Source organism: Brevibacterium sp. p3-SID960 (genome assembly GCF_025144725.1).
Lineage (GTDB): Bacteria > Actinomycetota > Actinomycetes > Actinomycetales > Brevibacteriaceae > Brevibacterium.
Genome location: NZ_JALXKS010000011.1, coordinates 19341 through 32403 on the forward strand (window position 1 = coordinate 19341; position 13063 = coordinate 32403).

Below are 13063 nucleotides of genomic sequence, written 5' to 3' on the forward strand. Positions count from 1 at the left end.
GGTGGATGACTGTGCACGATGGTGGGATGACTGTGCAGACGGGGACACCGCGACGCCGCGGCCGGCCCGGATACGACCGTGAAACGCTCATCGAGCGCTCCATCGAGATCTTCAACAAGCGCGGCTATCACGGCACCTCGATGGATGCACTCGCCCGTGAGCTCGGGATCACGAAATCGGCGATCTACCATCATGTCGGCTCGAAGGAGGACCTCCTGGAGCAGGCGATCGCCCAGGGCCTCAATCAGCTCTTCGCCGTCATCGACACCCAGGACGCCCGCACCGAGATCTCTGCTGAAGAGCGGCTGCGGGCGGTCATCCGCGGCAGCGTCGAGGTGCTCATCACCTACCGCGACTCCGTCGCCCTGCTGCTGCGGGTGCGCGGCACCTCGCCTGCTGAACGTCGGGCACTTGAAAAGCGCCGCGAGATCGATGAGCGCACGCGTACGCTCGTCGAAGCTGCGATAGCCGAGGGGTCCCTGCGCAGCGACATCGATCCCGGACTCATCACCCGCCTGCTCTTCGGCATGGTCAACTCGCTCACTGAGTGGTACCGCCCGCGCCCGGACCGCGACGCCGAAACCGTGGCCGAGGCGGTGGCGACGATCGCGTTCGAGGGCTTAAGGGCCTAGGCCGCTCAGCTCTTGCTCTTCCCTGCTTCCTTCTCGACCAGAGTGAGCACGTCGTAGGTGGCGACGATGTCGTCGTTTTGGTTCTTCACGAGCGCGTCCCAGCGGACTTCGCCGTACTCGTCGGTTTCGCGCGGGGTGATCTGCTTGGCTGTCAAGGTCACGGTCAGCGAATCGCCGGGTGAGACCGGTGTGATGAAGCGCAGGTTCTCCAGACCGTAGTTGGCCAGCACCGGACCGGGCTCGGGCTTGACGAATAGGCCGGCGGCGAACGAGACGACGAGGTAGCCGTGGGCCACACGTCCGGGGAAGAACGGGTTGGCAGCTGCGGCCTCCTCATCGGTGTGGGCGTAGAAGGTGTCGCCGGTGAATTCGGCGAAGTGATCGACGTCCTCCAGTGTCACCTCGCGCGGGCCGCCGACGATCGTGTCGCCGATGCGCAGCTGGCTTAAGTCCTTGCCGAAGGGGTGACCGCCCTCAGTCCGGCGGGCAGCCTGGGGAGCCCAGGTGCCGGTGATCGCGGTGAGCATATCGGGTGAGGCCTGGATGGCGGTGCGCTGCATGTAGTGCAGCACCGAGCGGATGCCGCCGAGCTCCTCTCCCCCGCCGGCGCGGCCGGGCCCGCCGTGCACCAGAGTGGGCAGCGGTGAGCCGTGGCCGGTCGATTCCTTCGCGTCGTCACGGTCGAGCACGAGGATCCGGCCGTGCCAGGGTGCGGTGCCGAGGACGACCTCGCGGACGACCTCGGGGTCGTGGCTGACGACCGAACCGACGAGCGAACCGCGGCCGCGGGCGGCGATCTCAACAGCTTCGGACAGCGAGCTGTAGGGTACGAGCGTGGCGACCGGACCGAAGGCCTCGACCTCGTGGACAGCGTCGACGTCAGCGGCGGCCTTGAGCAGCGTCGGGGGCACGAATGCGCGTGAGCCGGTCCCCTCACCCGAGGCGCCGGTCGCCTCGCCGCCGCACACCAGCTCGGCACCGGCGGCCGTCAGGGTGCCGATCGCCTCACGCACATCGTCAGCCTGATCTGCCGAGACGAGCGGGCCCATGCGGGTCGCCTCGTCGTGCGGGCTGCCGACGGTGATGCCGGCAAGCTTGCGGGCCACCGCCTCGGCGACGGCGTCGAGGTGGTCTGCGGGCACGAGCCCGCGGCGGATCGCGGTGCACTTCTGGCCGGCCTTAGCGGTCATCTCGGTCACAAGCTGGCTGACGTAGAGGTCGAACTCCTCGCTGCCAGGCCCGGCGTCGGGGCCGAGGAGGGCGAAGTTGAGCGAGTCGGCTTCGGCGAAGAAGCGGGTGCCGCGCTCGGTCACGCACTCATGCGAGGCGAGCGTCCGGGCGGTGGTCGCTGAGCCGGTGAAGGCGATGGTGTCCTGTTCGCCGAGGTGGTCGAGGAGGTCGCCGGTCGATCCGCAGATGAGCTGCAGGGCGCCTTCGGGCAGCAGCCCGGATTCGATGATGTCGGTGACGACAGCGTGGGTGAGCTGGGCGCCGTTGGTGGCCGGTTTGACGATGACCGGCTGGCCGGCGGCGAACATCGGCCCGAACTTCTCCAGCATCCCCCAGACGGGGAAGTTGAAGGCGTTGATCTGCACGGACACTCCAGGGCGGGCGGTGCAGATGTGCTGGCCGGCGAACGTCTGGCGCTTCGACAGGCGCTCGACGTCGCCGTCGAGGTAGACGGTCGAGTTCGGCATCTGCCGGCGGGCGACGGAGGAGTAGGAGAACAGCGTTGAGATGCCGCCGTCGATGTCGATGAGGCCGTCGCGTGCCGTCGCGCCGGTGGTGAGCGAGATCGCGTGGTAGCGGTCGCGGCGCTCGTTGAGGTAGGTGGCCAGGGCCTTGAGGATGACGCCGCGCTGGTGGAAGGTCAGCGCGCGCACGGCCGGTCCGCCGGTGTCGCGGGCGTGGGCGACGACGGCTGCGAAGTTGATGCCCGCAGACGACACGCCAGCCACTGCGGTGCCGGTTGCCGGGTCGCAGATCGTGCGCACGGGCGGCTGGGATCCTTGCGAAGTATCGTCGGCCGTTCCCGAGGTGTCGGCGGCGGGGGCAGTCCATGTCCCGCAGGTGTAGGAGGTGAGGATTTCGGTCATGGCGGCTCCTGAGATCGACGTCGTCGTCGCGCCCGCCGTCGGGTGCGCGGGCAGCGCTTTTCATACTAACCGTTCGGTCAGTTATTGTCATGGGTACTAGGCTGTTGGCCAATCCGGACGGGAGGACTCTGCACATGGCGCGTGACATCGATGACGTCGACCGCCGGATCATCGCCGCTCTCGTCGCCGACTCCCGCTCCTCGATCCGGCAGCTGGCCGAGCGCGTGCACATCTCCCGGTCCGCTGCCCACTCCCGGCTCAATGCGCTCATCGCCTCGGGCGCGATCCGCCGCTTCACAGCTGACATCGACAAAGAGGCCCTCGGCATGACGGTCTCGGCTGTCGTCGTCGTCAAGATCGGCGACCGCCCCTGGCCCGATGTCCGCGATGACCTCGCCGCCTTGCCTTTCGTCGAGAAGGTTCAAGCCGTCAGCGGCGACATCGATGCGCTGCTGACGGTCAACGCGCCGTCGAACACCGAGCTGTCCCAGGTGATCCTGCGCCAGGTGCACGAGGTCCCCGGCATCGTCTCGACTCGCTCGCTGCTCGTCCTCGACGAAGTCGACGGGCACCGCCCCGGCAGCTGAGCCTCGCTTCCACCACAGGCAAGCCGCCAGCCCGCGCGAGGCGGGATGTCAAAAGTATTTCACTTCCGTTATACTTTTGACATGGCATCAAGGAGCCTGGCCCGCGACGATCTGTGGGAGATTGCAGTTGACCAGCACGGATTTGTGACCGCTCAGCAGGCAGCCGAGCACGGCGTAAGCAAACATGCCCTGCAGATGCTGGTGCACCGAGGCACCCTCGACCGCGTCACCTTCGGCGTGTACAGGTTCCCTCGGTTCCCTGTTGGGGAATTCGATCCGTACATGCTCGCCGTACTCTGGACGCGCGCCCCAGAAGCCGCCCTCTCACACGAGACCGCGCTTAGCGCATATGGCATCAGCGATGTTAACCCGAGTCGCATTCACGTCACCGTCGGACGACATCGCCGCATTCGCCGCGCGGGTGGCGAAGGATACGCAGTCCATTACGAGGATCTGATTCCCCAACAGTTGACCTGGTGGCAGGAGATACCCACGGTGACCCCTGCGACTGCCGTCGAACAGTGCATCGAATCTGGTACGCCGACATATCTGATACGCCAGGCTATTGATCGTGGACACGCCCGCGGCTATTTAGCAAAGGATGAACACACTGCTCTGACCGCAAAGCTGGAGAACCGACATGAGCGATGACTACATCCGCTCGCCGCTGTCTCAAAGCCTCTCCAGCCTCAAGCCCAAGGCGAAGCAACCGGCATCCACACGAGTCCTCAATACGTGGATCTCTCAGGCAGAAGGGAAAATGGGCGCCGAGGCAGGCGGTGGCAGACTTGGCTGGCTGGTCGCCTCGTCAATCGCAATTGCAGCGGTGCAGCGAGCGGTCGATGCGAGCGGACAGCGTCTGTTCCTCCTCAAAGGAGGCACACTATTGCAGCATCGCCTCTCAGCTGTTGCGCGCGCTACACGCGACGTGGACGGCATCGTGCGTGGAGACATGGACGAGTTCCTGACCTCGCTCGATAGCGCCTTGAAGCATCCCTGGGGCTCGGTGACGATGCGCCGGGAGGAAGTCGAAGTGATCGAAACGCCGACAAAACTCATCAAACCCCGCAGGTTCGATCTCGTTCTGGAGATTCGGGGCGTCACGTGGCGACGAGTTCGTTTCGAGATATCACCCGACGAAGCGGGCATTGGTGCGGAATCCGAAAGCGTAGCCCCTCCTTCTCTGGCCGGTTTCGGCCTACCTGACCCCGACGCTCTGGCCGGCATCGCAATGCGATACCAGGTGGCGCAGAAACTCCACGCGGTTTCAGACCCACACGAACCGCCGGACTATCTGAACGACCGAGCGCGCGACGTAGTCGACCTGCTCCTGATCCGCGACCTCATTGCGGATACCCGATATCCCGCTCTTGCCGACGTGCGAGACGCATCCCTCGCAGTGTTCCTGGCCCGAGAAGCGGAGGCCCGCGAACTCTCTCTCCCCACCCGACAATGGCCGCCGACCGTCATCGCGCTACCTCACTGGAAAGGCGACTACGCCAGAGCCGCAGAGTCCGGCGGCATATCACTCTCCCTCGACGAGGCCGTTGCGGAGGTCAACGCATGGATTAGCGAAATCGGTCGAAGTCACCGCCCCGGCAGCTGAGCAGCCGCCTCACCTTTGGAGCAAACCTCATGACCGTCACCTCGGCCGCACCGGCGCGGCCAGTCCGGGCCAGCCGCGAGGAACGCAAAGTCCTCATCGGCGCCCTCGTCGGCACGACCATCGAGTGGTACGACTTCTTCATCTGCGCCCAGGCCGCCGGCCTCATCCGTGCGTCCAATACTTCGCACCGCTGAGTGAGGAGAACCCGGCACTCGCCCAGATCGTCTCGTGGGCCTCACTCGGCGTCGCCTTTCTCTTCCGCCCGCTCGGCGCCATCATCGCCAGCCGCCTCCAGCGTGCAGACCCCTGAGCAGTTCGCCTCCTTCGGGTGGCGCATCCCGTTCCTGCTCCCGATCGCGCTCGTGCTAGTCAACTACTTCATCCGCCGTTCGTGTGAGGAGTCGCCGGTGACAGACCGCCAGCCTGGCACACCGTTCCCGAGGCGGTGGGCACGGTGGACGAATGTCCCAGCAGCCGTGAGCTCGCACACGCGATCGTCCGATATTGCACAGACGCGCGGCCACCCGTCTGGCAGTGCCGATACCTGCTGGTGCAGTGACCGCGATCACAGGACGATGGTTGCATGACTATCGACATTCCACGCTCTGCCGACGCCGCCAGGGTGGTGCCGTCGCTGCACCCGATCAGCTTCATCGACGAAGCTGGCCAGGTCACCGACGCCTCAGCACCCGAGGGGCTGCGCATGCCCTCGGCTGACATGCTGCTCAAGCTCTACCGCCGGATGGTCATCGCCCGGCGCTTCGAAGCCCAGGTCACCGCGCTCACCCGCCAGGGACGTCTGGCAACCTACCCGTCAGCCGCTGGCCAGGAGGCCTGCGAGATCGGGGCGGTGTCTGCGCTCAAGGACACCGACTGGCTCTTCCCCACCTACCGCGACTCCGCCGCCCTGCTCACCCGCGGGATTCCGGTGCCGCAGATCCTCGCGGCCTTCCGCGGCGACTGGCACTGCGGCTTCGACCCGCACGCCCACTGCACCGCGCCGGCAGCGACTCCCCTGGCCACCCAGGGCCTGCACGCCGCCGGCTTCGGCATGGCCGCCACGCTGCGCGGTGACGACACCGCGACCCTGACGTTCATGGGCGACGGCGCCACCAGCGAGGGCGATGCGCACGAAGCGTTCAACTTCGCTGCCGTGTGGCAGACTCCCACGGTGTTCTTCATCCAGAACAACCAGTACGCGATCTCGGTGCCGCTGCGCGAGCAGACGAACGCGACCCTGCTGGCGGACAAGGCGATCGGCTACGGGATGCCCGGCTACTGCGTCGACGGCAATGACGTCGCCGCCGTCTACGCCGTCGTCACCGCTGCGATCGACCGCGCCCGCGCCGGTGACGGCCCGACCCTGATCGAGGGCCTGACCTACCGGATCGAGGCCCACACGAACTCCGATGACCCGACCCGCTACCGCGACGGGGCCGAGGTCGACATCTGGAAGCGCCGCGACCCGATCGCGCGCCTGGAGTCCTACCTGCGCCAGGCAGGTGCACTCGATAACGGCTCTGTTGAGGCGATCGCCGCCGATGCCGAGGAGTTCGCCGCCGAGGTCCGTGAGGCGATGAGCACCGAAGCCGAGCGCAACCCGCTCGAGATCTTCGACCACGTCTACGCCCACGCCCGCCCGGCACTGGCCGAACAGCGCGCCCTGCTGGCTGCCGAGCTGGAAGAGGCGTCATGACCGCCCAGATGACCACCAGCACTCAGGCAGGCGCTGGCACTCCGGCGAGCGCCGCCTCGGGCGAGGCGACCGCGCGCCCGGTGTCGATGACGACCGCACTCAACACCGCGCTGCGCGATGCGCTGGCAGCCGATGACTCCGTCGTCGTCTACGGCGAGGACGTCGGCCGGCTCGGCGGCGTCTTCCGCGTCACCGACGGGCTGCGCGAGGAGTTCGGCGCTGAGCGCGTGTGGGACTCCCCGCTGGCCGAATCCGGGATCATCGGCACTGCGGTCGGCATGGCGATGGCCGGGATGCGCCCGGTTGTCGAGATGCAGTTCGATGCCTTCTCCTACCCGGCATTCGAGCAGATCGTGTCGCATGTGGCCAAGATGCGCAATCGCACCCGTGGGCAGGTCGAGCTGCCGATCGTCATCCGCATCCCGTGTGCTGGCGACATCGGCGGCGTCGAGCACCATTCGGACTCCTCGGAGGCCTATTGGTGCGCCACCCCGGGGCTGACGGTCGTCACGCCGTCGAACCCGGCTGATGCGTATTCAATGCTGCGTGAGGCGATCGACAGCCCGGATCCGATCATCTTCATGGAGCCGAAGTCCCGCTACTGGTCGAAGGACACGCTGACTCTGCCGGTGCAGACCGCGTCGATGTATGAGGCGCAGGTCGTGCGTGAGGGCAGCGATGTCACGCTGCTGTCCTACGGCCCGACTGTGCGCACCGCGCTCGCCACTGCTGAGGCCGGCGCCGAGGAGGGCGTATCGATCGAGGTCATCGACCTGCGAAGCCTCTCCCCCTTCGACGATGCCACCGTCGCCGCGTCGGTTGCGAAGACCTCTCGCGCAGCTGTCCTGCATGAGGCCGCGCAGTTCTGCGGTTATGGTGCCGAGGTGGCAGCCCGGGTGACCGAACGCTGCTTCACCTCGCTTGCCGCCCCGGTGCTGCGCATCACCGGCTTCGACGTGCCGTTCCCGGCCCCGAAGCTCGAGGAGTTCTACCTGCCGACGCCCGACCGCATCCTCGATGCCCTGGACACCTGGGAGTGGGAGCTGTGACCGCCACACACGCGAGCACCGGCCAGGACTTCATCCTCCCCGACTTGGGGGAGGGTCTGACCGAGGCCGAGGTGGTGAGCTGGAAGGTCGACGTCGGTGACACTGTCGCCATCGACGAGATCGTCGCCGAGGTCGAATCCGCCAAAAGCGTCGTCGACCTGCCTTGCCCCTATGCCGGTGTCGTCACCGCCCTGCACTTTGCCGAGGGCGACACTGTTCATGCCGGTCAGGCGATCCTGACGATCGGCGGCGAACACGGCAGCGCTGGGGGCGGCGCCGCCGGCAGCACTGGAGGTGGCGCCGCGGATGGCGGTGCTGCTGACGGTGCGGGGCCAGCCGGCGGCGAGGACGTCGTGCCCGGCACGGCACTGCGCTCCACCGACGGCGATGACACACCTCCCGATCCCGGCGGGCAGAGCGAAGGCTCCGGTGCTGTGCTCATCGGCTACGGCACCAGGGAGGTCTCCGGTGCCACCCGCTCCGGCCGCCGCAGCTTCGGCAGGAGGACCGGTCAGCAGACCGCCCAGCCGCAGCCAGCCGCCCAAGCCCAAGGCCGAGCCCCGGCCGCGCCGAAAGCCGCACCTGCTCCGGCCGCGCCGGATGCCGAACCTGCCTCGGCTGAGGCAACCGCCACCTCGGGCGCGGGGAAGTTCTCCCGCGTCGTCTCACCGCTGGTGCGCAAGATGGCCGCTGAGAACGGTTTCGTCGCCAAGGAGCTCACCGGCTCCGGACCCGGCGGCATGGTCATGCGCCGCGACGTCATGGACGAGATCGCCCGCCGCTCCGAAACCGGCACGCAGACAGGCGATGCCGCGGCACCGGCTGCCACCTCCTCGGGCGCGGACACAGTCATCCCACTGACCGGGCTGCGCAAGGTCATCGCCGAACGGCTGTCCCGTTCGCGTCAGGAGGTCCCGGAGGCCACGATCTGGCTCGATGTCGACGCCACCGAGCTGCTGGCTGCCAAGAAGCAGCTCGAAGCCAAGCACAGCGAGAAGTTCTCGGTCATGTCGCTCGTCGCCCGGTTCGTCACCGCGGGCCTGCAGAAGTGGCCGATCCTCAACTCCTCTGTCGATGAAGCCGCCGGTGAGATCCGCGTGCACGCAGACGTCAACCTCGGACTGGCCGCCGACACTCCGCGCGGACTCATGGTCCCGGTCGTCCACGGTGCCGGCGGGATGACACTGCGGCAGCTGCGCGATGCGATCGGGGCCAAGGTCGACAAGGCCGCAACCGGGCGCTTCGACCCCTCCGAGCTGAGCGGCGGAACGTTCACGCTGAACAACTACGGTGTGTTCGGCGTCGACGGATCGGCACCGATCATCAACATGCCCGAAGTCGCGATGCTCGGTCTGGGCCGGATCAAGGAGCGGCCGTGGGTGGTCGACGGTGAGCTGACGGTGCGCAAGGTGATGTACCTGTCGTTCGTGTTCGACCACCGGGTGTGCGATGGCCGCGAGCCCAGCGAGTTCACCACGTTCATCGCCGACTGCATCGAAAATCCCATCAGCTTCTTAGCTGATATCTGAGCTCGACCGGCGGCCAGCCCGCAGGCGAGGCGCTGGCTGCAGGTCGTGGCGTGCCCGCGCGCATAGGGGCACGGCTGGGCCCCGGTCGGAGATCCACGGGATCTCCGGCCGGGGCCTTGTGCTCGCAAGATCTGCGCTACACCCGGGCAGGACGATCGACCATAGCGGCCGGTTTCGTTGTGAGCGAAACGACGATCAGCACGACGATGGCGATCGGAGCGGCGATGACCACCGAACGGACTTCTTCGGCGGGGCCGAAGACCTCCCACAGGATTGTCGCGATCCCGCCGGTCAGCATGGATGCCACTGCTCCTGCTGCGCTGGCACGCTTCCAGAACAGCGCCGCCAACACCGTGGGCGTCACCGCGGCTCCGTACATCGTGTAGGCGTACATCTGCAGTTCCAGCAGCGTGGGGAAGAACTGGACCATGACGAAGGCGAGCGCGGCAACTGCAGCCACCGCGATTCGGCCGACGACAACCTGGCTGCGCTCGTGCGACGGTTCGCGGCGGCGCCCACGGAACACGAGGTCGTAGACGATGTTGCCCGAGCATGTGAGCAGGTACGACGAGCCGGTTGTGACGATGAGCGCCAGGGCGGCGACCAGGAGTGTCGCCCCAACGACTGCAGGGGTGAAGTCCCCTGCCGCAAGCCCGAGGATCGCCATATCGGCTTCAGACGATGGGTTCACGATCGTCGCTGCCGAGGCCAGCAGAATGATTGGTGCCACCATGAATATCGCACCGATAAAGAACAACCCGGTTGCCTTGCGTGCGCTCGCAGGGCTCTGCGCAGCGGCAAGGCGCTGGTGCATGTTCTGGTCGCCAAGAACCAAGAGGAAGAGTGGGAGGAAGTAGCCCAGGATCTGCAGCGGGGTCAGTTTCCCGGTCACTGTGCGGAATGCCGGGTCGAGTTGGTTGACGTAGCTGCCGAAGCCGCCTAGGTCATGCACGAAAACGAAGTACAGTGTTGCCAACAAACCGATGACGATCAGCGCTGAAGAGAGGAAGTCGGTCCACGCCACGGATTTCAATCCGCCTGACAGTGACAAGAAGGTGATGACGACAACGGCGATGAGCGTGCCCTGCACCTCGGACAGAGGTGTGATGAGACTGAAGATGTAGCCTGCCCCGGTGAACTGGTAGGCGGCGATTCCGATGAATGCGACGAGGACGACGATCGTGCCGATGACACCCGTGGCCCGACCAAACCGTACACGCAGCAGTTCTGGCACGGTGTGGAAGGAATTCTCGCGCACTTTCTTCGCCATCAGGGACAGCGCGATGATTCCGGCGAACGTGCCCAGGAAGAAGAAGATTCCCGGAATCGGCCCATTGGCGAAGATGAAGCTCGCTCCGCCGATGATCGAACCGGAACCGACGAAAGTTGCGAGCAAAGTGCCAGCGAGCACCAACGGTGGTAGGGATTGCCCGGCCAACATAAAGTCCTCGCCGTCCTTCATCGCCGACCTACGAGAGAACCACGCAGCAACAAGGACCATGAGCAGTAGGTACCCGACCAGGACGCTGATATTCACCACGGACACGGATCCTCCTCAGTTCGGCTGATAAGCATGCGTGAATAGTTACACGAATCACAGCGTGGTGCAAGGAATTTTGCAGACTGCTCTGAGCGTCAGTCGAGAATCGCAGAAACGTCAACCGCAGTCGGGTCGCCCTTCACGACTCCAAGCCCATGCCAAAGCTGGTCGACACGACGCAGGCTCTTTTCGACGTTCTCGCGATGTTCAGCGGCGATGAGTTTGAGCACTGCCTGCACAACAGAGAACACTCCCGTCATCGACGGAAGGTACCGAGGACTTCCGCTCGACACGAGAATGGAGTGGTCGGCGACTTCAGTCACAGCAGTCGACCGATCGGCGATGACGAGCAGAGGCACACCTCGAGAGGCTGCCTCCAGTGCCAGCTGATTGATGACGTCGGTGGTCTTCCAGACGTTGAAGACAACGAGCACATCGTCTTCTCCGAGCCGCCTGGCAGCATTGATCTGCGCCGTAGCTGACCCGGCGTACTGCTCGACGTTAAACCCGAAAAGCTGCGCACCATGCGCCAACACACCGCCAGGCCCGGAACAGTAACCGGTGGCCAGGACCGCCGTACTGCGAGCCGAGGCGATCATCCGAGCGGCCGCAACCATCTCGTCTTCGTCGATCGCCTCCAGCAGCAGCTCAAGCATCCGAATGTCTTCGGCGATCGACGAACTCACCGTGCGATCAAAAGCAGCTTCACTCTGACCCATAATGCGATCAGCAGTGAGAGTAGCGAGATAGTGGCCACGCAGGTCGGTCACGAAGTCCGGCCAGCCGCGATACCCCAGGTACTGAGCGCAGCGCGTCGCTGAAGCGACGTTGACCCCCGCCATTGTCGCGACCTGCTGCGCAGTCGCGAACGCTGCAGTCTCAGGCTCAGACGAGATGACACCGAGCACACGCGCAATCGCCGGAGAGGGGGTCCGGTCACCAATGAGCTTCTCTATCCAGGGCACGGTGCCATCAGCCATCGTATTGCAAACACCTTTGCAGCAGGTTACGTTTGATCCAGACACAGCAGCCACCGCTTATCTGTCGGCAGGAGAGACCGGATGCACCTAGATGAATCAATCACTGCTATCACCAACGTGCGGATCCTCGATCCAGTCACCGAAACCGTGTCTGAACCGCAGTCTATCCAGATCAACGGTGATCGGATCTCGAGCATCAGTGCGGCAAACGACGAGTCCGGATCCTCAATCGATGCCGGAGGAGCGATTGCGATACCCGGACTCATCGACTGTCACGTTCACGTTCTGGCCAATACTGCAGACCTTGGACGCCTGGGTGATGAGTCGCCTGCATACCTGACCGCGTCGGCCATCAACACGATGCAAGGTGCTCTCCGACGCGGTTTCACAACGCTTCGGGATGCCGGAGGTGCGGACTTCGGGCTGGCCAGGGCAGCTGCAGAGCAGCTATTCCTTGCACCTCGGCTGTTCTTCGGCGGGAAGGCTCTGTCTCAAACCGGCGGCCATGCCGATATGCGCGGACCGGGGACGTCCATCGTCGACCAGCACCAGTGCTGCCCGCACATTGGGACGGTGTGCGACGGCGTCGATGAAGTCCGCAAGGCCGCTCGCATGCAGTTGCGGACAGGCGCGGACCACATCAAGATCATGCTCTCGGGCGGCGTCGCTTCGCCAACCGACCGAATCGACTCTACACAGTTCTCTGATGAGGAGATTCGGGCCGCCGTCGAAGAGGCAGCTGCTTCAAACCGCTACGTTCTCGGACACGCCTACACTGCCCGCGCGATCAACCGTGGGCTGAAGCTTGGGGTCCGCTCTATCGAGCACGGCAACCTTCTCGATGACGAGAGCATCAGACTCTTCACTGAGAACGACGCGTTCCTCGTGCCCACTCTTGTGACTTACGAACGGTTGAAGGCCGAAGGAGTCCGCCACGGACTGCCGCAGGCAAGCGCTGACAAAGTGGACAGTGTGCTCTACGCGGGTCTGAAGGCACTCGAAGTCGCCGATCAGGGCGGGGTCAACATCGCCTACGGCTCTGACCTGCTGGGTGACATGTGGAAATGGCAGAGCAAAGAGTTCGAGATCCGTTCGCAAGTCCAGTCCGCTGGAGCCGTTCTGCGCTCCGCGACAACGGTGGCCGCTCGCCTGCTGAATCAGGAAAGCGAACTCGGGATCATCCGAGAAGGCGCTCAGGCCGATATTGTCCTCTTGAACGCCAATCCGCTCGATGACATTACTGTGCTGGCGGAACCGCAGCAGTCGGTGCGTGACGTCCTTTCCCGCGGAGGCTTAGTCCGTGCATAACCGGTATATCTGCAGAGCGCTCATGCTAATGGGCACGATT

Annotated in this window: 11 protein-coding genes and 1 pseudogene; 9 read left to right on the forward strand and 3 right to left on the reverse strand. The window is 65.2% G+C overall.

The window, feature by feature from the left end; translation table 11 throughout:
* The first annotated feature begins 26 nt into the window (after window positions 1–26).
* Entirely contained in the window at window positions 27–632 is a 606-nt protein-coding gene (locus M3B11_RS05190; RefSeq protein WP_259875678.1) for a TetR/AcrR family transcriptional regulator, read from the forward strand.
* A gap of 5 nt (window positions 633–637) precedes the next feature.
* On the opposite strand, the gene paaZ is transcribed toward M3B11_RS05190, so the two are convergent.
* Entirely contained in the window at window positions 638–2728 is a 2091-nt protein-coding gene (gene paaZ, locus M3B11_RS05195; protein ID WP_259875679.1) for a phenylacetic acid degradation bifunctional protein PaaZ, read from the reverse strand.
* A gap of 134 nt (window positions 2729–2862) precedes the next feature.
* Here paaZ and M3B11_RS05200 point away from each other — a divergent pair, with 134 nt between their 5' ends.
* From M3B11_RS05200 to M3B11_RS05230, 7 genes and pseudogenes are all read left to right on the forward strand, one after another.
* Window positions 2863–3315: an Lrp/AsnC family transcriptional regulator gene (locus tag M3B11_RS05200; RefSeq protein WP_259875680.1), complete on the forward strand. Its 453-nt coding sequence runs from the start codon at window positions 2863–2865 to the stop codon at window positions 3313–3315.
* A gap of 81 nt (window positions 3316–3396) precedes the next feature.
* Window positions 3397–3966 (forward strand): type IV toxin-antitoxin system AbiEi family antitoxin domain-containing protein, encoded by a 570-nt coding sequence (locus M3B11_RS05205; RefSeq protein WP_259875681.1) that lies wholly within the window; start codon window positions 3397–3399, stop codon window positions 3964–3966.
* Complete coding sequence (locus M3B11_RS05210; protein ID WP_259875682.1) at window positions 3956–4921, forward strand: nucleotidyl transferase AbiEii/AbiGii toxin family protein; 966 nt, start codon at window positions 3956–3958, stop codon at window positions 4919–4921. Before M3B11_RS05205 ends, M3B11_RS05210 begins: the two co-directional genes overlap by 11 nt.
* A gap of 29 nt (window positions 4922–4950) precedes the next feature.
* Window positions 4951–5213: pseudogene (locus M3B11_RS05215) on the forward strand (MFS transporter); the annotation flags it as partial.
* Window positions 5214–5504: 291 nt separating this feature from the next.
* On the forward strand, window positions 5505–6617 hold the full coding sequence (pdhA, locus tag M3B11_RS05220; RefSeq protein ID WP_259875683.1) for a pyruvate dehydrogenase (acetyl-transferring) E1 component subunit alpha: 1113 nt from the start codon (window positions 5505–5507) through the stop codon (window positions 6615–6617).
* Complete coding sequence (locus M3B11_RS05225) at window positions 6614–7666, forward strand: alpha-ketoacid dehydrogenase subunit beta (RefSeq protein WP_396121535.1); 1053 nt, start codon at window positions 6614–6616, stop codon at window positions 7664–7666. The genes pdhA and M3B11_RS05225 overlap by 4 nt, the downstream gene beginning before the upstream one ends.
* Window positions 7663–9195, forward strand: a complete 1533-nt coding sequence (locus M3B11_RS05230; RefSeq protein WP_259875684.1) for a dihydrolipoamide acetyltransferase family protein — start codon at window positions 7663–7665, stop codon at window positions 9193–9195. Before M3B11_RS05225 ends, M3B11_RS05230 begins: the two co-directional genes overlap by 4 nt.
* 136 nt (window positions 9196–9331) lie before the next feature.
* Here M3B11_RS05230 and M3B11_RS05235 read toward each other — a convergent pair whose 3' ends face one another.
* Both M3B11_RS05235 and M3B11_RS05240 read right to left on the reverse strand, forming a co-directional pair.
* Window positions 9332–10741, reverse strand: coding sequence for a sodium:solute symporter (locus M3B11_RS05235; protein WP_259875685.1), 1410 nt, complete (start codon window positions 10739–10741; stop codon window positions 9332–9334).
* 89 nt (window positions 10742–10830) lie between these two features.
* Window positions 10831–11715: a MurR/RpiR family transcriptional regulator gene (locus M3B11_RS05240; protein WP_259875686.1), complete on the reverse strand. Its 885-nt coding sequence runs from the start codon at window positions 11713–11715 to the stop codon at window positions 10831–10833.
* 81 nt (window positions 11716–11796) lie between these two features.
* On the opposite strand from M3B11_RS05240, the gene M3B11_RS05245 reads away from it, so the two are divergent.
* Window positions 11797–13023, forward strand: a complete 1227-nt coding sequence (locus M3B11_RS05245) for an amidohydrolase family protein (RefSeq protein ID WP_259875687.1) — start codon at window positions 11797–11799, stop codon at window positions 13021–13023.
* Window positions 13024–13063: the final 40 nt, after the last annotated feature.